The sequence below is a fragment of the Draconibacterium mangrovi genome, assembly GCF_010586825.1.
GTDB classification, from domain to species: domain Bacteria; phylum Bacteroidota; class Bacteroidia; order Bacteroidales; family Prolixibacteraceae; genus Draconibacterium; species Draconibacterium mangrovi.
The window spans coordinates 856874-878345 of the sequence record NZ_JAAAGB010000001.1; the positions used below are offsets into that span (position 1 = coordinate 856874).

Here is a 21472-nt window from a genome sequence, read left to right on the forward strand (position 1 = left end):
CGGGTGTTTCAATTCTTTTGCTGTAGCTTGTAGCATACAAGAATGAAAACGCAGCTTTTGACGAAAAATTTTACTGAAAGTGAAAAATTATTGCACCACCAGTAATTTCCCTGACTTCGAAGCAATTATCCCATCGTTGTTTTTCAAAAAAACCTGGTAAACATAAACCCCCTGAGTAAGCGGAATTTTTGATTCTGAAAGATCCCAGCGTACAGGGTTACTGGTATTTCCGTTCGAGCTGATTTCCGTTTCAAACTGGTCAACCAATTTGCCGTTGATGTTATAAATATCGAAAACTGCTGAAAAGCTTTCGCCTACCTGATTGTGCTCTATTACAAAATAGGTATAATCCGTTATAGGATTCGGGTAATTGCTTATATCATTAATGATAAAGTCTCCGGTTACTTCAAACTCAATTTCCACTTCTGATGAGTTATTTGCAACATCCCATGCTTTTAACGACAAGGAGTGTTTTCCAACCGATAGATTGTTTAACGGATATTGCAATAAGCCACTTGTGTAATCATCTTTTTCGGCCTGGTAATAATTGTTCAGTACGTATACTTTCGAATAATCGTTGTCGATCACGGCGGTTATATCATGTCCTATTCCGGTTCCAACCGTGTTAATGCCGTTTTCATCCGACAAATAAGCCAGCAATGTCGGGTTCTTTCCGGTTACATCGCCCGACTGAAAATCTTCTGAATCCAGATACAGTTGAATCTCAGGTCCGCTGTCATCTGCAATGTTCGATCCTTCGCCACCAATACTAAAATTTGTAAAGGAACCATGGGCATCCTCTTCTCCGTTTTGGGCGTAATACATAATTTTTCCGGAACCTATTTTATACGAAATGTCTTTGGGCACAACAAAACTAAAACTGAAATTTCCGTTGGTAACAGTTGTTGTTCCCGAGTAGATAATGTTATTCTGCACCTGGAAAGTCAACGGCCTGTTGTCGTCTCCATTTCCAAGCGTTGTCATATCTATTTCCTTATCGTATACAGTGTGCGTTATCTCGCCGTTAAAATCGTCTATCCTGTTATCGAAATAATCGGCCACATAACCTTCGATGGTAATTTTTTCGAGCGTCCCAATCGTATCGGGGCTGCTAGCTGCATCCGCGCCATTTATCGAAGTGGTTACTACCTGGTATTTCGGATACGAAAGTTTTAAAGCCGGATCGGCCAGCAATGAAAAATTACGCTTGTTGATTCCATTGACCAGGTTCGATTTGGCGAGGCGCATTACATCACCCATGCGGTAATGTTCTCCGCTTTCATCTTTAGCAAAAATATAGCGGTAAAAACTTCTGCTCAGCATAAAGTTCGCTCCCGAAGTTACCACGCGTGTGGTAGAAAACAGCCCGATACCTCCACCATTTGGATTCATCAACACTTCCTCTCCCGCCGAAGTCTCATCAGCATCAAACCGGCTGAACTCGCAGGTTGCTGTTACAAAAATTGGCAGCTGATTTCGGTTCGACCACGAATTAATGTCACCCTTTTCCAACACATGCTCGTGCGCCAGAAAACTGTTGTTGGCATGCCCGATATAATTCAGAATCAACACCCCTTCTTCTACCCTTTCGTTTATTGCGGCGTTTACATCAGGATATCGCTCACCTGCCGGTGTAATATCTTCGGCATAAGCATCAAAGTATATTTTATCGGTAATAAATTCTCCGTGATTGCTATTGAGTGTATCGGCAATTTGCTCCGACTGCCGCATGTGAATTCCGGTATCTCCATCATCGCCGATCATACAAACCACATTTCGCCAGTCGCCCAAAGCTTCCGGTTCGTAATAACGTTTTATCTTATCAACCACCAACTGCGCCTGATACGCTGTTGATGCCGGAATTCGTCCAATCCCCAAATCGATAGAACCATTTGATAAACTTTCTCCGGCATCGAGCATCACAAAATAATCATCGCTTACATATGAGTTTAACGGATCCAGCGAATTAGAAGATTGGTAAGTTGGAATAAAATTTAATCCGCTGCCACTTATATTTCGGTTATCGTAACTCCCGTCGCCAAAAAGCAATACATATTTTAGCGTATTCCCCCGGTCGTAAATCATTTTTATAAAATTGCGGATTCCGGTGGCGCTTTTGCTCCCTGAACTGAATTCGTTATAAATAGCATTTACATCAACCACTTCCACACTCATTCCATCCTGCGTACGATGAAAATCGGCCAATTGATCAGCAGAGCTCATAAAATTACTGTGCGAGATGATCAGAAAATCCGGTGTATTTATGGCATGTAAATTCTGGTTCTCAACATTTTCAACAAATACTGGTTCAGGGAAAGTTCCCGTAGAATTAAAAACCACGTATTCTTTTAGTTCCGAAGCTTCCTGTTTAAAACGTAAATCGGTGCCATTTAGCACCGCATTTATTTCTTTTGCATTTTTACTATCCGAAACATCCAGAACTTTTGTATCGCTTCCTGCATTAGCAACCTGAAACTCAACAATACTGCCCGCTCCAATCGATTTCGAATCGCGAAAAAACAAAGGAGCATCGCCCACTGCAATGTTTCGTCGGTAGTTCAGTTCAATATAATCGAGCCACGCTTCGGCACTGCTGTTCGATGCATTGTAGGTTAATCTAATTTCCTGATCACCTTCCGATAAATCAACATTCATTGTTGTGGTTTCGGGATCGGCATAAATACCGTAAGTTTCGCCGGTGTCAACACTTCTGAATGGCACAGTTCCGGCTTCCGTACCTTCTGCGGCAACCCCAAAATCCGACGACCGAAACGATCGCGCAGCACCGCTAACTGTTAATTTGGCTGAAGTTACTTCTGCAGGATCAGTAACCATAAAAGTGTATGTTTTCGATCCGCCGTTTGTAAACCTGTCGCCATACCAGTTTTTCCCTGAACCCAATTCCAGCAAATTGTGTTTTTCATATTCTATAAGGTCGAAACAATCAAACGTTGATGTTGAATGTGTGATTTCATCTGAAGCATTATCCAGAGTTTCGGGCTGTTTTGGTGTTCCTGTATTTCCCAGGAAGAAATATCCCTGCGTGGTATATTCATTCGAACGATGTGAAAAAATTCCTAAAGTGTTTAAATCCCATTCGGTAATTCCGGGTGCATAAAAGAACAAACACTGCTCGCCATTATTACTGGCTGTCCACACGGCACACTCTTCCAAATCTTCGTAATCAATCTCACCGGGATCTTCCGATTGTATTTTTCCTCCGCTTCCAAATACACCAACCTGCGAAGGATCTGAAAATCCCCAATCAATTAATCTCGAATGGGGTATCTTGTAAATCCCCTTTCCCGAGGTTCGGATTTTCACCCAGTCACCTGTTGCCAGCACCGATTCTGATTTCCAATTTATCGCTTGAACCGATTTTTTATAAACATCGGGAGCAGCGCGTAGTCCAAAACTTTTTAACCGGTAAATTTTGCCATTCTCTTCTTTCAGCGGAATGATCTGAAGTTCAATTTTTTTTTCGTTCCCCGACTGGACAACAGAAGTTCTTACTTTTATTTCCGAAGGAATTTCAACAGCTAACAGTTTCTTTATACTGTCACTCACCTGCTCAAAAACGGGATTCTCAATACTAAACCGAAGTATTTTATTTGGATTTTCGAGCTTATAAAGCCGGGTATAAACAGGCAAAGAAAGATGTGCCACATCGCCCGAAAGATCAGCATTTTCAAAGAATTCCAACACTTCTCCGTCGCGGCTGCCCGGGTTTTCCTGCCAGTCAAGTACAATAATCTCGTTATGCACATCTTTAACAGCAAAGCCAAGCAAAAAAACAAATAACAGAAGTATATATTTATTCATAAAATACGGTCAATAATATAAGCTTGTAAACGGCTACCGCATTCAAATATTGCAAATAAAGCCGCAAACCAACCACGGTTTAACACCGAATAATGCCAAAGATATTAACATCCTTCTTAAATGAAGAATAAAATAATTGAAAAGACTGAACAATAAGAATTGAACAAATTAGTTATATTTGTGTCGATGAGAAAATTTATACAAACAATGAATTTTAAAAGATTAAAACCATTCGTTTTTATTGCCTTAGCCGCATTCGTATCCGGATGTGGATTATTCGGAATAGGAGGTAAAGGAGATTCATCACGAACTACTGGTTGGGAATACAATGCTGAAGAGACCGGAAATATTCCAAATATTTCGGGTTACGAGCAGGAAGCCGGACCAGGTTTAGTTTTTGTTCAGGGTGGTACGTTTACTATGGGTCGTGTTGAGCAGGACGTTATGTACCGCAACGACAATTATCCCCGAAGAGTTACTGTAGCTTCGTTTTATATGGACGAAACAGAAGTTTCAAATCAGGACTATCGTGAATTTACCCACTGGACAGGTCGTGTATACCCCGGTGATGTAGAAAGAATGAAGGCTATTACACCCGACTCAAGTGTTTGGCGTAAAGATTTGGCCTACAACGAACCTTATGTAAATAACTATTTCCGTCATCCGGCATATTCAGAATATCCGGTAGTTGGTGTTAGCTGGGAACAGGCCGAAGCTTATTGTGCCTGGCGTACCGACAGGGTAAACGAACAAATATTGGTAGATAAGGGAATCATTACGCATGACAATACCCAAGGGGGCGAAAACGTATATACAACAGATACTTATTTAGCAGGATTATACCAGGGAACAGAAGGCGACAAACCTGTTGAAAATCCTGACGGAACAACCCGTCGCCCCAAATGGGAAGATGGAATTATGCTACCCAATTACCGTCTGCCAACCGAAGCTGAATGGGAATATGCAGCCTACGGTTTAATTGGGAATACTGATGGCGAATTACTTACCGACCGTAAAATTTATCCATGGAACGGTTCTTACCTTCGTCAGGATAAGAAAAAAGAAAAAGGCCGTTTAAAAGCCAACTTTGTACGTGGACGTGGAGATATGATGGGTATGGCAGGAGCGCTGAACGACAACGCAGACATCGCTGCACCGGTTTTCTCATACGATCCTAACGATTACAACTTATACTGTATGTCGGGTAACGTTAACGAATGGGTTGCCGACGTTTACCGTCCAATGTCGTTAAACGATGTGGAAGAGTTTAACCCATTCCGTGGTAATGTAATTACAGAATATCGTCGCGACCAGAACGGACAATTAGAGAGAGACCAATATGGTGAGCTAATAAAAGATACAATTGCAGGAATGGACTACCGAAATGTTTTGGATGGTGATCCTAACTCGCAGATTGTTGAAGGAGATACATGGATTGGTAACGATAAACAAACCGAAGGCATGTATATTCAGGACGACAGACCTGGTGCATTCTCTTCATTAATTGATGATGAAGTACGTGTGTATAAAGGAGGATCGTGGCAAGATCGCCCTTATTGGTTGGTTCCCGGAACACGTCGTTATCTGGAGCAGACAAAAGCACAGAACGATCTTGGTTTCCGTTGTGCAATGACCAGAGTTGGAAGCCCTGAAGGTTTCTAAATCATAAAAATATTTTCAGAAAAGCTTCGTACAACTGCGGAGCTTTTTTTATACCAAATTGAATCGTATTTTTGCTTTATGACAAGTATTGAAACTATTTACGGTTGTTTTCTAAATTCAACACAAGTATCTACCGATAGTCGAAAAATTGAGAATGGCTGTATTTTTTTCGCATTAAAAGGGGCTAATTTTAATGGCAACAAATATGCCCACGATGCCCTAAAAAAAGGAGCTGCTTTTGCCGTTGTTGACGAAGCAGAATATGCCACCGATGACAAAATATTACTGGTAGACGATGTGCTGACCTCGTTACAACAACTGGCCCATCATCACCGAAAACTACTGGGATTGCCCATACTAGCCATTACCGGCACCAACGGAAAAACAACCACAAAGGAGTTGATTTCAACGGTGCTTGCAAAAAAATTCAAAGTAAGTTTCACGCAGGGAAATTTAAACAATCACATTGGAGTTCCTTTAACGTTGCTCACGATGGATAAAAACACTGAATTTGGCGTGGTGGAAATGGGTGCCAATCATCCGGGTGAAATTGCCGACCTATGTAAAATCGCAGATCCTGATTTTGGCATAATTACCAACATCGGGCGGGCACACCTTGAAGGTTTTGGCTCGTTTGAAGGTGTGATAAAAACCAAGGGAGAACTATACGATTATCTGGGGGAAAAGAATGGAGTTGTATTTTACAACGCCGACAATAAATTACTTGTAGAAATTGGTAAAGCACTTCCAAAACGCATTTCTTACGGAAAAGAAAATGCATCGTTCACCGGAGAGACCATCCAAAGTCCTCCGTTTATTCATGTAAAAGCCAATTTTAAAAAGGGCGTACTTTACCTGAACAGCAATTTAATTGGCGATTTTAATTTCGAAAATATTTTAGCGGCTGCCTGTATCGCAAATTATTTTGATGTTGATCCGCTAAAAATCCAGCAGGCCATAAAAGAATACCAGCCCACTAACAATCGCTCGCAATTAATAAACAAAGGCGAATTAAAGATTATAATGGACGCTTACAATGCCAATCCCACAAGCATGGCAGCATCCATCGTAAGTTTTCTGGATAACCTTAAAGGGGATAAATACCTCATTCTGGGCGATATGCTTGAACTGGGAGAATATTCAGAAGATGAACATACAAAAATCGTTGAGTTGATTCCGAACGAATTAAAAAGCAGCACTTTTTTAGTGGGTAAAGAATTCTCGAAAGCCAACACCGGGGAAGGTATTAAATTTTTTATTCATGTAGATGAACTATGTACCTACCTGAAAAATGAGCCCATAAAAAACGGGAACATTTTAATAAAAGGTTCCCGCGGTATCCAGCTTGAAAAAGTACTCGATCTTCTTAATTAGCCTGAGGTTTTTCAACTTTCAGCACGTCAGAAATTGCTTTCTCGAAAGTTTGTTTCGGAAGTGCTCCCATTGCCATTTGCGGTTGTCCGTCTTGCGGTACAAACAGCAATGAAGGGATACTTTGTACACCAAACATTCCGGCTAATTCCTGTTGCTCTTCAGTGTTTACTTTGTAGATTACGATACTGTCGCCATACTCCGATTGCAACTCTTCCAACACCGGAGCTACCATTTTACATGGTCCACACCAATCAGCGTAAAAGTCGATCAAACATGGCTTCTCACCTTCGTATTTCCACTCTTTATTCGTTTCAAAATTGAAAACTTTCTCCTTAAATGTTTCTTTCGTTAAATGTTCCAACATGATTTTATATTTTTCAGTATTTATATATCTATTTATTTCGATATTTGCATATCAAAGATAATACCAAAACTTTGAAATCCCAAGTTACTACTTAATTTCAACTAAATAATTGTAATTTTGTCACGATTTTTTATCAAAGTGGCAGAATAGACCATTTTGAAATACGATTTTTGTCAGATGAACAGCAAGCTAAAAGAGAAGATTTTCAAAGATATACAGGCAGTTGCCGACCGTGTTGAAACAGAAACTTATGTGATTGGAGGATATGTACGTGATCTGTTTCTCGAACGACCTTCAAAAGATATCGACATTGTAACCATTGGCAGCGGCATCGATTTCGCCAACGAAGTGGCCAAAAGTCTTAAACCCCGCCCAAGAGTTAATGTATTTAAGAACTTTGGCACAGCCATGTTAAAATACAACGACCTTGAAATTGAGTTTGTTGGTGCCCGAAAAGAGTCGTACCAACGCAACTCGAGGAAACCTATTGTTGAAGACGGCACCCTGGAGGACGATCAGAACCGCCGCGATTTTACCATCAATGCAATGGCTTTTAGTTTAAACGGCGATCGTTTTGGCGAGCTTGTTGATCCGTTTAACGGGATGGATGATTTAAACAACAAGATAATCCGCACGCCGCTCGATCCGGACATTACATTCTCCGATGATCCTTTGCGGATTATGCGTGCCATTCGTTTTGCCACTCAGCTTGATTTTGAGATTGAGGATGAAACCTTAAAAGCAATTGCCCGGAATAAAGACCGTATTAAAATTGTTTCGGCTGAGCGTATTATCGAAGAGCTGAACAAAATTATTATGGCCCCGAAACCTTCGAAAGGTTTTCGTCTGCTTGAAGAAACTGGTTTGCTGGCCATGATCTTCCCCGAACTGCAAAATATGAAAGGAGTTGATAAAGTAAATGGCATCGGTCATAAGGATAATTTCTATCATACCATTGAGGTGCTCGACCGCCTGGTACCCAACTCCGATAATTTGTGGTTACGCTGGTCGGCATTATTGCACGACATTGCCAAACCCAAAACAAAACGTTTTGTTGAAGGCCTGGGCTGGACTTTCCACGCGCACAATTTTGTTGGGGTTAAAATGATCCCCAAGATCTTTAAGCGTATGAAATTACCGCTGAATGAAAAGATGAAATATGTTCAGAAGATGGTAGGCCTGCACATGAGGCCAATTGTGCTTTCAGAAGAAATTGTAACCGACTCAGCTGTTCGTCGCCTGCTTTTTGAGGCCGGTGATGACATCGATGATTTAATGACACTTTGTGAGGCCGACATCACATCGAAGAATCCGGAGAAGGTGAAACGCTACATGAAAAACTTTAAAGTGGTTCGCCAAAAGTTAAAGGAGATTGAAGAGAAAGATGCGATACGCAACTTCCAGCCTCCGGTTGATGGCGACCTTATTATGGAGACTTTTGATTTGTCGCCATGCCGCGAAGTTGGCCTCCTAAAAGATGCCATTAAAGAAGCTATTTTGGATGGAGAAATTCATAACAATTACGAGGAAGCTTTTGCTTTTATGATGAAAAAAGCAGAAGAAATGGGGCTAAAAGCAAAAGATTAATCCACCTGCAACTTTAACAGAATCGGCAAATGGTCGCTAAATCCGCCATTGTATCGAAAGCCCGTGTAAGTACGATACAACTTTCGGCCTCCGCGCGTTTCATCTGGCTCAAATAAGAAAGGGAGTTTGCAAATTGTTGCATTTTCAGGTTTGGCGCTTAACCCATTTGTTGCGGTCAGCAATCCCGGTGACACAATAATCTGATCGAAAATAAACCACTGCCCCTGATATTTCAAAGTCCCTTCTTCCTTATTCATCCAGGGTAAAGATAGATTGTATAAACCAGCGGATTTGTTTTTTAAAGGATCAGTAGCACCAAGATCCTGTGCTATACTTTCATCTATTGGCTGATCGTTAAAATCACCTACGATAACCACTTTTGCCTTATCATTTTTTTGAATGATTTCCTTGCATTTCGATAAAAGCAAACGAGCAGCCTGTTGCCGTGCCGGTCGTGTTTCCAACAAACCGGAATACCGCGAAGGCCAGTGGTTTACAAACACGTGAATGGAATCACCACCATTTACTTCTCCCAACACATAAAGTATTTCGCGACTTCTTCTAACACCTCCATTTTTATCTTCCAGCGGATAATACGCATAATCAAGCGGATAAAAGGATTCGGAATTATAGATCAGGGCTACATCAATTCCACGCGGATCAGGCGACTCTTTATGGATAATTTTGTAAGGCATTGCTTGTATTGGTGTATCTTCAGTAAGTTTTTCCAATACATAACGATTCTCGATTTCGGCCAAAGCTATTAAATCGGGCATTTCCCAACCTCCGGCACTTAGTATTACTTTCGAGATATTATTGATTTTATTTTCGAAACGTTTTCGTGTCCAGTGTCGCTCTCCGGCAGGCGTAAACTCATCATCGGCAGTTAACGAATCGTTTCGTATATCAAACAGGTTTTCTACATTATAAAAGAGTATTGAAAATTCGGCATCACTATTTTGAGCATTACTTATTGCAATGAGCAGAATTAGGGATAAACAAAAAAGGAAGTGTTTCATTTTACTTTTCAAAGCGTTCGTATGCTCCCAGGTCGGGGCCATCTTCGCCGGTTCGGCTTCTGTTCAGTAAGTCGAGCGGAAACCGTTCAGAGTATTTTGTTGCTCCCACATCTTTTGCTGCCGATAAGGTATCCAACTCGAAGTTGTAATCATCATACGGATCAACAAATCGCGGATCAAATTCCATCCCGATCATCGCATTAATGTAATGATTTGTGTTGCTCGTATTCAAAGTATCAGGTGCCTGAATAATACAATGGTCGAAAAGGTAATTGAATGTGTTCTCTTCGTTATCACCCAACTCCAGTTCGTTTCCAATATTACCATAGATAATGCTGTTTCCAAATGTTGCCTTGGTCAAATCACCATTATACGAAACTTGTTCACCATTTGAATTTTCAACAACCAGCACATTCGAAACAACCAATGATGGTGTGGTTCGTACAGCCTGTCCATAATTACCCCAATAGTTGGCAATAGTTGAGTGGTAAAATTCATATTCGCCACCTACCAGCAGAGCTGCCCCATAAAATCCACAGTTGGCGATGAGTGTGTTATATGCATAAATCTTCGACTTCAAAGCAAAAATCCCTGCATAAGCCATATTTTCAATTTTCGTATTCGTAAGCGTTACCGAGGCATACCCTTCGTTTTCAATGGTTCCGACCTGCAACCCAATATTTGCATTTTTAATGGTGGTGAAATTGAATACGTTATCATGACTACCAGAATACAATACAATGCCATTCCACTGGTCGGGAATATTTTCATACGATGGTTCCAGACGATCGGCCCGGAATATGATCGGCGATTCAAAAGTACCATCGGCTTCTACATTTCCACGAACATACATCCCCGCACCTTTGTGGAAATATATTTTTGTTCCCGGCTCAATCGTTAACGTCGAGGTACTGTCAACATAGGCATAATCGTAAACCAGATAGGGTTTTTCAGCCGTCCAGGTAGTTGTTTTAATCCGTTCGCTTTTGATCAGTTTAAAATCCTGCCCGTAAGCTTCCAGCATTATACTTTGGAAATTTGTGTTGGTTGTAAATTCAATCGAATCCTGCACAACCATTGGCAGGTTTTGTCCGGTTGGATCGATGGTAACCTCAACAAAAATATAAATACTGTCTTTTGCAGGTAATGTAACCTCGTACAGTTCGCTACTTTCAAAACCGTTAATATTTAACCGGAAACTGGAAGCATCGCCTCCCGCCAAACGAATACGTGAAATCAAAACATCCTCGTTGTAAGGGTTACTCACCGTAAAACGCCGGGTTGTTGAGCCAATGGAAGTAAAAATGGTATCGAATGTTACGGTATCAGCAGAAAACTGAAGTTGCGCATCAGTAGACGTCAAATATCCCTCGTCCTCACATGAGAAGAACATGACAAGCACAAGGGCTGCAGCCAGTATTTGAAGTAAATATTTAACCAATTCGAATTAATTTATATCCTTATAACGTCCACTTTTCGCCGTTATTTTACAAATATAAAAAATCAATTCACAATTTTTAACATTTCTTTGCAATCCTTAGCTGTTTACGGCATTTTTTTCAGAAATAAGTAATAAACCAAGCATTGTTATTGCCCCATTTAGGATAAGCAATTCGAATCCAAACTGATAGCCATTAAAAAGTACCTCGGAGTAACTTGAAATAAAGTAGCACAAAACGGGTGCAAAAATGCCGATGTACGGCACCCACTTATCTTTCACTTTTCGCGATGAATACATGCCAAACAGAAACAACCCTAAAATTGGACCATAAGTATATCCGGCAACGGTAAACACGGCCACTACAATGCTCTGATTATTAATGGCTTCGAAAACAAGAATTACCGCAATTAACAGCACTGAAAACATCAAGTGCGACAACATTTTTATACGGCGTTTCTTTTCTTCAGGGTATTTATGGATTTTCAGGAAATCGACAGTAAACGATGTTGTTAACGCAGTTAATGCCGAATCGGCACTTGAATAGGCCGCTGCTGTAATACCCAACAAAAAGGCAATTCCCACCGGCAACCCAAAATATTTTAAAGCCAACATCGGGTAAAGATCGTCGGTATTTTCAGGTATGCTAATTCCATGCTCGCGGGCAAAAATGTACAACATTACTCCCAGGCTCAGAAACAGCACCACAGTGAACAGAAACGACAAACTAAACACCAGCATATTTTTCTGTGCCTCCCACTTATTTTTGCACGTCAGGTTTTTTTGCATCATATCCTGATCCATACCAACCATAACAATGGTGATAAACATTCCCGATACAAACTGCTTGAAAAAGTTATTTCCCGAGCGCCAGTCCCAGAAGAAAAGTTGCGAGTTATTATCATCAGCAATGGTTTTCACCAAGCCTGACAGATTCAAATCAAGGCTTCGCGAAATGGCTACAATGGTAAAAATAACCGCACTTACCAAAAAGAGTGTTTGCAGCGTATCGGTCCAAACAATGGTTTTAATACCTCCCTTAAAAGTATAAACCCAAATTAGTGCGATGGTAACAATTACAGTTAACGAAAACGGAATATTAAAAGCATCGAAAAAGGCGATTTGCAACACCCCCGCCACCAAAAATAACCGGAATGCTGCCCCGATCAGCTTCGAGATCAAAAAGAAAAAGGAGCCGGTTTTGTATGATCGTGGTCCGAAACGTTCATCAAGAAACGAATAGATAGAAACCAGGTTGAGGCGATAATACAAAGGCAGTAAAATACCTGCTACCAGCCAGTATCCCACAAGGTTTCCGAGAACAAACTGCAGGTACGAAAAGGCCGAATTACCAACTTCTCCCGGAACAGAAATAAACGTTACTCCCGAGAGTGTGGCTCCAACCATACCAAAGGCTACCAAATACCACGGCGATTTTCGGTTAGCAGTAAAAAAGGCCTGTGTATCGGCGTTTCGCGCGGTTAACCACGAAATAAAAATCAGTACTAAAAAATAACCAAGTACAATTCCCAGAACAAGATATGGACTCATAGTTTTTGTTTATTCGAAATCGGGGTATAATAAATATTTTTTTCTCAGTTGTTTAAATTCTTCCAGCCCGGGTTGCCAGCTTTCAATAATTTCAGCTTCGCTTTTCCCTTCTCTGATTTGTTTGATGATCAAGTCGGTTCCGGCAAGCAAGTTCAGCCAGCGTTCACGTGTTAGGAAATCAGACTCGTTCTCGTATTTATTGTAGAAGTCGAGGAAGTATTTCAAGGTAAATTTTGGCGATTCTTCCAATGTTCGCAAATCAACACCGTAACATTTTTTGTCTTTGTTTAGCGGATCGATCGCCACACCGGGAACACTACGAGGGGTAAATTCAAAAGTGCCAAGATTTTCGTTTAAACCACCCAACACCTGAAACGGAAAATCGGTTCCGCGTCCAACGCTTACACTGGTAGCTTCAAAAAAGCATAACGATGGATATAAACGCACTGAAAGATCGTTGGGCAAATTTGGCGATGGGCGTACCGGCAAAGAATAAACCATCGAATGATCGTAGTTTTCTACCGGAATAACCGTAAGATCGCATTTTTTACTGGCAGCGTGCCAGCCTTCGTCATTGATCATATTTGCGAGTTCGCCAACCGTACATCCGTGAACAATAGGAATGGGATCGAGACTTACAAACGATTCAAAACCTTCTTCCCTGATTGGTCCGGCCACATAATCGCCATTCGGATTTGGACGATCGAAAACAATTAGCGGAATATCATACTCAGCACAGGCCTCGATAACGTAATGCATGGTTGAAATGTAGGTGTAAAAGCGGCAACCTACATCCTGAATATCGAAAATAACCACGTCCAGTCCATCAAAATGTTCTGCAGTCGGTTTTTTGTTTTTTCCGTAGAGCGAAAAAACCGGCAAGCCCGTGTTTTTATCCAGCCCGTCCACTACTTCTCCTCCGGCCGAAACATCGCCTCTGAAACCATGTTCAGGCGCAAATATCTTTTTAACATCAACTTCGTGATTCAATAAAAAATCAACCAGGTGCTGGCCTTTAGCAATAGAGGTGTTGTTTACAACCAACCCCACATTTTTGCCTTTCAAGGCATCTAAATATAGCGAAGTACGCTCCGCTCCTACAATAATTTCATTATCTTGCAGTGCCAGGCAACCACTTGCCGAGATCCATAAAACTAACACTAAAAAAATCCTGAACATAGGCTTTAAAATATTACATTTGCGCAAGCGAAGATAGTTTTTAAATTTTTTAAAAAGCAATCATTTAGTTAAAAAATTGAAACGGAAACGAATTAAAATTATCATGCGCTATTTGTACTATTTTATTTCGATGAACGTTAAACGTGTAGCACAAATTTTTAGCGAATTTACAACGATGAAACCAACACCTGTAATATTTCTACTTTTTACCATTTTAGTATTATCTCTGGCGAACTATACCTCGGCCCAGGAACCTCCGTATCTGAAATACAAGAACGATGAATGGGTAAACCAGCAACTCGAAAAAATGAGTTTGGATGAGCGTATTGCCCAGCTGATGATGATTACCGTTTACCCGAAACAGAACAATGCGGCCAAGGCCATTTTCAGGAAAAGAATACAGGACTGGAAACCTGGTGGAATTCTGGTAATGCAAGGCTCGCCCACAAAAAATGCCGATTGGATCAATCAGTTCCAGGAAGCTTCTGAAACTCCACTTTTGGTGGCTATCGACGGCGAATGGGGGCCAGCTATGCGAACCGACAGCACAATTGTTTATCCTTACGCACAATCGTTGGGGGCGGTGCAGGATACTTCCCTCCTTTACCAAATGGGGCAGGATTTTGCCAGCCAGTTAAAACGTATGGGAATTCAAATGAATTTTGCTCCGGTTGCCGATATTAACACCAATCCGTTTAACCCGGTTATCGGTTTTCGTTCGTTTGGAGAACAAAAACACAATGTAGCTGAAAAGTCGTGGATGGTGGCAAAAGGCATGCAGGACAACAACGTTATTCCGGTGGCCAAACATTTTCCCGGGCATGGCGATACCAAAACCGATTCGCACAAAACATTGCCGCTTATTCCGCATTCGAAAAGTCGTATCGACAGCATTGAAAGTTACCCGTTCCGATATTTATCGGATAAGGGAATTGCAGGAATTATGTCGGGGCATTTAAATGTTCCTTCGCTCGATGATTCAGGGATTACCTCATCGCTTTCGAAAAAAGTAGTTACCGATTATTTGAAAGATGAGATTGGCTACAAAGGTTTTGTGGTTACCGACGCCATTACCATGAAAGGCGTACAAACTACGGAAGGAAGAGCTGAACTGGAAGCCCTGATCGCCGGAAACGATATGATAGAGTTTGTGGATGATGCCGGAAAAGCTGTGGCAACCATAAAAGCGGCCATTGCCAACGGCGAAATTACCGAAGATGAAATAAACGAAAAGTGCAGAACCGTTTTGGCGCTAAAACGCTGGGTGGGACTAAACAACTACCAAGCGGTAGATTTAAAAAATATCACTGCCGATCTTAACGCTCCCGAATATCAGGTTACCAACCGAAAACTGATAAAAAAATCGATGACAGTCGTTATAAATAACGACAGTACACTTCCGGTGCAGAACCTAGAGAAACGCAATATTGCAACAGTAATGATTGGTGGCGACCAAAATTCGGCCTTTCAAAATATGCTGGCAAAATACACTGGCATGGATCATTTTTGGCTGCCAAAAGATGCCTCCGAAAAAACCTGGGCAAATCTTCGTCATGAACTGAGCAACTACAACTTCGTTATTGCCGGAATTACAGGAATCAATAAATACTCATCAAACGATTATGGCATTTCTGAAATACAAAAACAAGCGGTTATTGATCTTGTACATGAACAAAACGTGGTATTTACGCTTTTCGGGAACGCTTATGCATTAAAACACTTCGCCAACATTCATCATGCCGATGCATTGATCGTGGCTCATCAGGATAATGAACTGACACAAGAACTGGCAGCACAGCTTGTTTTTGGGGCATTCAAAGCCAACGGAAAACTTCCGGTTACCTCCGACAGGCGTTTTAAAGCCGGTGATGGATTAGAAGTTGCCTCCAACCAAACGTTTTCATACACCATTCCCGAGGAAGCCGGAATGAGTTCTGCTATTCTGAACCGGAAAATCGACTCGCTGGCGAATCTTGGAATTTCGGAAGGTGCATACCCCGGCTGCCAGGTTTTGGTGGCCAAAGACGGGCAGGTGGTTTTTCACAAGTGCTACGGTTTTCAAACTTACGACAGCATTTACCCGGTAAATCAGAATAATATTTACGACTGGGCTTCGGTTACGAAAGTTACAGGGCCGCTACCTGCAATCATGAGATTGGTTGACGAGGGAAAAATGAACGTAGATGATAAGTTTAGCAAGTACTGGCCTGATTTTATTGGCAGCAACAAAGAAAACCTAAGCTTTCGTGAGATCTTAGCTCACCAGGCTCGTTTGGCTTCATGGATCGCTTTCTGGACAATGACCGTACAGAAAGACGGCACACTCGATAAAAATGTGTTTAAAGATCAGCCTTCGCTACAATTTGATGTTCGCGTGTCGGAACATTTGTGTATGAATCACGACTTCAGAACAACAATGTTCGATACCATTCGCACCTCAAAACTTCTACCCCGAAAAAAATACCTCTATTCGGGATTAAGCTTTTACCTTTACCCAGATATTATTGAAAACCTTACCGGCACTCCGTACGAATCGTATGTAAAAAACACTTTCTACCGGCCTTTGGGGGCGCATACCATTACCTTTAATGCTTACAAACATTTTCCGCTTAGCCAGATTATTCCTACCGAAACGGATGACTTTTTCAGAATGGAAAAACTGCGGGGTTATGTACACGACGAAGGAGCGGCAATGATGGGCGGCGTATCGGGAAATGCCGGTTTATTTGGCTCAACAAACGACCTGGCCAAAGTATTTCAAATGTACTTGCAAAAAGGATATTTTGGTGGACGGCGATATATTTCCGACTTAACGCTTAACGAATTTACACGTATCCAGTATCCCGAAAATAAAAACCGCAGAGGGCTTGGTTTCGATAAACCTAAGATCGACAACTATAAAAATAACCTGGAAGATGCCTACCCTGCAGTGTCGAGCAGCAAAAGCAGTTTTGGGCACAGCGGATACACCGGAACTTTTGCCTGGGCCGATCCCGAAAACGGGCTGCTATACATTTTTATGTCGAACCGTGTTTACCCTACCCGCGACAACAGCAAACTCTACGAATTGAACATTCGTACAGCGATGCATCAGGCCATTTACGACAGCATTATCTCTGAATAAAATCCGGACGACATTCTTCCCTTAAAAAATGTTAACAGATACCTGAATACAACCTGTTCTACAACATATCGCCAAAATCGAATATCGCTACATACCAGCCTTTTACGATAACTAAAAACCTTCGTAATACACATAATTTTCCTCTTGTGTTATAACATTTAACAATCGCTGTTCGTGAAGCTTTTATTATTAAATTATTAATTATAATTTTAATGCACGTTCTTTACAAATACAATATTTATTAATTAATACCACAGCGATATGGAAAAAAGAATAACATTTAACGAGCTGCGAAAAATTAAAGACAGCTTACCTGACGGTTCGATTAGACAAATAGCGCAAGAATTTGAATTAAGAGAAGAAACTGTCAGGAATTATTTCGGAGGCGCTAACTACACCGATGGAAGAGCAGTGGGAATTCACATGGAGCCGGGACCAAACGGAGGAATAGTTCTCCTGGACGATACGGCAATTTTGGAACGAGCGCAGCAATTAGCTGGTACAGCGGTTTAATAGAGAAAAAAATAAAAATATTTAAGAAACTGTCCTATATTTATGGGGCAGTTTTTTTATGTCAATTATATCTAAACCATTACCTCATGAAGAAATTTACATTTTTTATTTCACTTGCATTTCTAACAGCATTATTTAGTTCGTGCGAAGCACCCTGGCAACCGGTGTTTAATGGCGAAAATCTCGATGGATGGGAAACATTCATTGGAACTCCGCTTACCGGATTCGAACAGCTACACGAACAGGCTACACCCGAAGAAGTATTTAAAGTTGTTGATGTTGACGGCGAAAAGCTTATTCACATTTCAGGAGAAGTAAACGGCTCGCTGGCTACTGTCGATACTTTTTCCAACTACCACCTGGAATTGGTATTTAAGTGGGGCGATCAGGTTTACACCAATCGAAACAGCGGACTGCTGTATCATAGTTTTGGCGAATTTGGTGAGGCTATTGGCACATGGATGACCAACATTGAATGCCAGCTAATGCACGAAAAGCTGGGAGACACTTACCTGATGAACAACACTTGCTGCGAAACTGAAATCACAAAAACTGACGAAGGTTTTCAATTTTCAAAAGGCGGAGAACTTACCCAATTTGGAAAAGACTTTAACGGCCCGGGTATAAAAAAAGCGGTTGATGCAGAAAACCCATTAGGCGAATGGAACACTGTTGAGCTGTACAGTTACGGCCGCACTACGGTTCATGTGGTTAACGGACAAGTTACCATGGTAAATACCAATACCGGAATTAATGAAGATGGACGTATAAAACCGCTGAGTTCAGGAAAAATCCAAATCCAGTCTGAAGGCGGTGATTTATTTGTAAAATCAGTCCGGATAAAACCAATTAAGGAAATTCCTGCCGAAATCCTTCAATAAAAAATATACTTTATACCCGTTTCTTTCGCAAACGGGTATATTTTTGCGCAAATTTTAAACAAATACAAAAAACATGAGTGGTAAAACTTTACGTGAACAATTAACCTTCAAAAACACCGTATTGGGTGTACAGTTCTTATTTGTGGCTTTTGGTGCTACCGTTTTGGTGCCGCTGCTTGTGGGCATCGATCCGGCAGTTGCTCTTTTTACAGCAGGCATGGGCACGCTGATTTTTCATTTTATTACCAAAGGACAGGTACCTGTTTTCCTTGGTAGCAGCTTTGCTTTTATTGCACCAATTATTGAAGCCACAAAACTTTATGGCTGGCCCGGTACACTTTCAGGAATTATTGCTGTTGGTGTGGTTTACGGCGTAGTTTCAGCACTGGTTAAATTACGTGGATTAACCTTTGTCGAGCGTCTTTTCCCAGCGGTTGTTGTTGGCCCCATCATCCTGTTAATTGGATTATCGCTGGCATCCACTGCTGTTGACATGGCAAAAACCGACTGGCTGATTGCCGTGGTTTCGTTACTTACTGCCGTAACAGTAGTTATTTTCGGGAAAAAAATGATCAAACTGATTCCTATATTCATTGCCATAATTGTTGGTTACGTTCTTTCCATAATAATGGGGAAAGTTGATTTGACCCCCATTAAAGAGGCTGCTTGGATAGGTTTGCCCGAGTTTACCGCTCCTAAATTTAGCTGGCAGGCTATTTTGTACATGATTCCGGTAGCCATTGCCCCGATTATCGAACACGTGGGCGATATGTATGCCATTGGTGGTGTATGCGACAAAAACTTTATTGAAAAACCAGGTTTGCACCGTACGCTGCTTGGTGATGGTATTGCCAGCGGACTGGCCGGTTTTTTCGGAGGTGTGCCTAACACCACTTACTCTGAAGTAACCGGAGCCATAACACTTACCAAGGTTACAAATCCATTTATTTTACGCATAGCGGCAATAACCGCAATTGTTTTTGCTTTTGTTGGAAAAATCAGTGGTTTCCTGAAAACCATTCCACAGGCAGTGCTGGGCGGAATTATGCTTCTCCTTTTTGGAATGATCGCATCTATCGGTATTAAAACGCTGGTTGATTCAAAAACCAACATGAATGAAACCCGTAACCAGGTTATTGTGTCAATTGTTCTGACCGTTGGAATTGGTGGCGCGGTTATTTCTTACGGAACCTTCTCGCTGGCAGGCATTGGTTTGGCTGCTGCTGTTGGTATCATCCTTAATTTGGTGTTACCTGCAACTAAAAAAGAAGATTTATAAGAAGGATCGAGTTGCTTGCTTCGAGATAAAAAAAGGATCGGATCTTTTAAAAGATCCGATCCTTTTTCTTTTTCCTATAGGAAATTATATCTAAGCTCTATTTCTGACATTCCCTGGGTGCAGACAGCTTGTCATAAATTCATTTCCGGCTTTCCGCGCCTGCGGAAACTTTGTTTTGAACTCATTTCTAACTTTCCGGAGCTGCGGAAACCCTGTTCCGAACTCATTTCTGACTTTCCGCGCTTGCGGAAAGCCTGTTTGCAGTTGAGTTTGGCCTTTCCGGAGCTGCGGAACATTGTTTTCGTATTTTTTTTTACTTAATCTTCCAGGCCATCAAGGCTTCTCCGTGCCGGATATAAAGTACTCCGTTAGCCACTACCGGATGCGAAAAATGCTCCTGGCTTCCCATCGTTACTTTAAATAAACCAGCCTGATTAAGTTTACCGTTTTCGTAATTGAAAAGACGCACATCGCCGTTGGTACCATAAACAATAAATTTATTATCGGCATAAATGGTGCAGCCAAATGACGATCTTACTCTATCCAAAACACTTCCTGTTTCCTGATCCAGTATATTCAGGTATTTATTTTCGGTAGTAACAAACAATTTATTGTCGTGTAAAACAAAACCTCCCATATTATTCTTCACCTCTTCATTACTCCACACTTCTTTTACACTGCTCCCGTCGGCCGAGAGTTCCAGTTTTGTGGTACCCTTTCCTTTATCATCGTTGGTAACAACATACAAATACGGTGCTTTATAAACAGGCGAATTGGCATGATCGCCATCGTAGCGCATGGCAATATCGTATTTCCAAAGCAAGTCACCACTTGCGCAATCAACGCCAAACACATAGTGCCGCGATACGGAAACAAAAACTTTTCTCGAAGGCAGGTTCACAAGAATTGGTGAAACAAAGTGAGTGGTATCGCCGGTTGCTTCCGATGTCCAGATGGTTTTTCCGGAAAAGCGGTCGAGCTTGGCTACGCTGATATCTTTTCCTCCTGGGAAACAATAAACCGCGCGCTCGTCAATAACCACCGACTCGGCATAACCAAAATCATTCAAATGCCCTTTCAGGTCGTTTACCATATCAACTGCCCACAGTTCTTTCCCGGTATTCAGGTCAAAACAGGCCAGTCTTCCCAACCCCGAAGTTGCATAAACCATGTTGTCCACCACGGTTGGTGTTGACCGTGCTCCCGGAAACCGGGCAGAGTATCCGTCTCCTACAAATGATTTTCCGTTTGGCGTTTTCCACAATAAGTTACCGTTCAGATCGAAAGCAAACAGTTTGCTGATCCCGTTTTCAACTCCTACAATCAGTAATTTATCTAAAGTAATTACCGGGGCGGCATAACCGGGACCAAGGTTTTCGGTTGACCACAATAACTGCGGACCATTCTCGGGCCATTCGTTGAGCAGGCCGGATTCGTTGTACTTTCCGTCACGGTCAGTACCGCGCCACTGGTAAACGTTTTGTGAAATTGCAAATTGACTGATAAATAATAAGAGAATCAGACAAAATAAAGAATTGATTTTTTTCATTTTCGGTTATTTAATTTTCGGTTTGTTGACAGAGTGTTGACTCATGCGAATATAAATAAAAAACAGGTGAGACCATGTTAACGCATTCTTAATCACTCTGTCAGAAAACGACTCTGAAAATAACCCTGTA

At 41.5% G+C, this 21472-nt stretch carries 14 protein-coding genes; 7 read left to right on the plus strand and 7 right to left on the minus strand.

All coding sequences use genetic code 11. The features are described from left to right. Positions 1-87: 87 nt before the first annotated feature. Positions 88-3822: a type IX secretion system sortase PorU gene (porU, locus tag G4420_RS03440; RefSeq protein WP_163322180.1), complete on the minus strand. Its 3735-nt coding sequence runs from the start codon at positions 3820-3822 to the stop codon at positions 88-90. A 207-nt stretch (positions 3823-4029) separates the two neighbouring features. Between porU and G4420_RS03445 the strand changes: the two genes are divergently transcribed. Next, entirely contained in the window at positions 4030-5484 is a 1455-nt protein-coding gene (locus tag G4420_RS03445) for an SUMF1/EgtB/PvdO family nonheme iron enzyme (protein ID WP_204273581.1), read from the plus strand. A gap of 78 nt (positions 5485-5562) precedes the next feature. After that, positions 5563-6858, plus strand: a complete 1296-nt coding sequence (locus G4420_RS03450; RefSeq protein WP_163322182.1) for a UDP-N-acetylmuramoyl-tripeptide--D-alanyl-D-alanine ligase — start codon at positions 5563-5565, stop codon at positions 6856-6858. On the opposite strand, the gene trxA is transcribed toward G4420_RS03450, so the two are convergent. After that, complete coding sequence (gene trxA, locus G4420_RS03455; RefSeq protein ID WP_038556556.1) at positions 6851-7222, minus strand: thioredoxin; 372 nt, start codon at positions 7220-7222, stop codon at positions 6851-6853. The two genes, G4420_RS03450 and trxA, sit on opposite strands and share 8 nt — an antisense overlap. A gap of 177 nt (positions 7223-7399) precedes the next feature. Between trxA and G4420_RS03460 the strand changes: the two genes are divergently transcribed. After that, on the plus strand, positions 7400-8809 hold the full coding sequence (locus G4420_RS03460) for a CCA tRNA nucleotidyltransferase (RefSeq protein ID WP_163322183.1): 1410 nt from the start codon (positions 7400-7402) through the stop codon (positions 8807-8809). Here G4420_RS03460 and G4420_RS03465 read toward each other — a convergent pair. The 4 genes from G4420_RS03465 to G4420_RS03480 form a co-directional block, all read right to left on the minus strand. Next, positions 8806-9828: an endonuclease/exonuclease/phosphatase family protein gene (locus tag G4420_RS03465; RefSeq protein ID WP_163322184.1), complete on the minus strand. Its 1023-nt coding sequence runs from the start codon at positions 9826-9828 to the stop codon at positions 8806-8808. The two genes, G4420_RS03460 and G4420_RS03465, sit on opposite strands and share 4 nt — an antisense overlap. A 1-nt stretch (position 9829) precedes the next feature. Beyond that, positions 9830-11269 carry a hypothetical protein gene (locus G4420_RS03470; protein WP_163322185.1) on the minus strand — a complete coding sequence of 480 codons (1440 nt, stop codon included), beginning with the start codon at positions 11267-11269 and terminating at the stop codon, positions 9830-9832. 96 nt (positions 11270-11365) lie between these two features. Next, on the minus strand, positions 11366-12817 hold the full coding sequence (locus tag G4420_RS03475; RefSeq protein WP_163322186.1) for a sodium:solute symporter: 1452 nt from the start codon (positions 12815-12817) through the stop codon (positions 11366-11368). Between the two features lie 9 nt (positions 12818-12826). Beyond that, entirely contained in the window at positions 12827-13996 is a 1170-nt protein-coding gene (locus tag G4420_RS03480; protein ID WP_163322187.1) for an exo-beta-N-acetylmuramidase NamZ family protein, read from the minus strand. Between the two features lie 76 nt (positions 13997-14072). On the opposite strand from G4420_RS03480, the gene G4420_RS03485 reads away from it, so the two are divergent. The 4 genes from G4420_RS03485 (at position 14073) to G4420_RS03500 (ending at position 19793) form a co-directional block, all read left to right on the plus strand. Then, complete coding sequence (locus tag G4420_RS03485) at positions 14073-17120, plus strand: glycoside hydrolase family 3 N-terminal domain-containing protein (RefSeq protein WP_163322188.1); 3048 nt, start codon at positions 14073-14075, stop codon at positions 17118-17120. Positions 17121-17381: 261 nt separating this feature from the next. After that, on the plus strand, positions 17382-17633 hold the full coding sequence (locus G4420_RS03490) for a hypothetical protein (RefSeq protein ID WP_045026204.1): 252 nt from the start codon (positions 17382-17384) through the stop codon (positions 17631-17633). An 86-nt stretch (positions 17634-17719) separates the two neighbouring features. Further along, on the plus strand, positions 17720-18514 hold the full coding sequence (locus G4420_RS03495) for a 3-keto-disaccharide hydrolase (RefSeq protein WP_163322189.1): 795 nt from the start codon (positions 17720-17722) through the stop codon (positions 18512-18514). Positions 18515-18587: 73 nt separating this feature from the next. Next, on the plus strand, positions 18588-19793 hold the full coding sequence (locus G4420_RS03500) for a uracil-xanthine permease family protein (protein WP_163322190.1): 1206 nt from the start codon (positions 18588-18590) through the stop codon (positions 19791-19793). Between the two features lie 313 nt (positions 19794-20106). On the opposite strand, the gene G4420_RS03505 is transcribed toward G4420_RS03500, so the two are convergent. Further along, positions 20107-21342 carry an outer membrane protein assembly factor BamB family protein gene (locus G4420_RS03505; protein ID WP_163322191.1) on the minus strand — a complete coding sequence of 412 codons (1236 nt, stop codon included), beginning with the start codon at positions 21340-21342 and terminating at the stop codon, positions 20107-20109. Between the last annotated feature and the right edge of the window lie 130 nt (positions 21343-21472).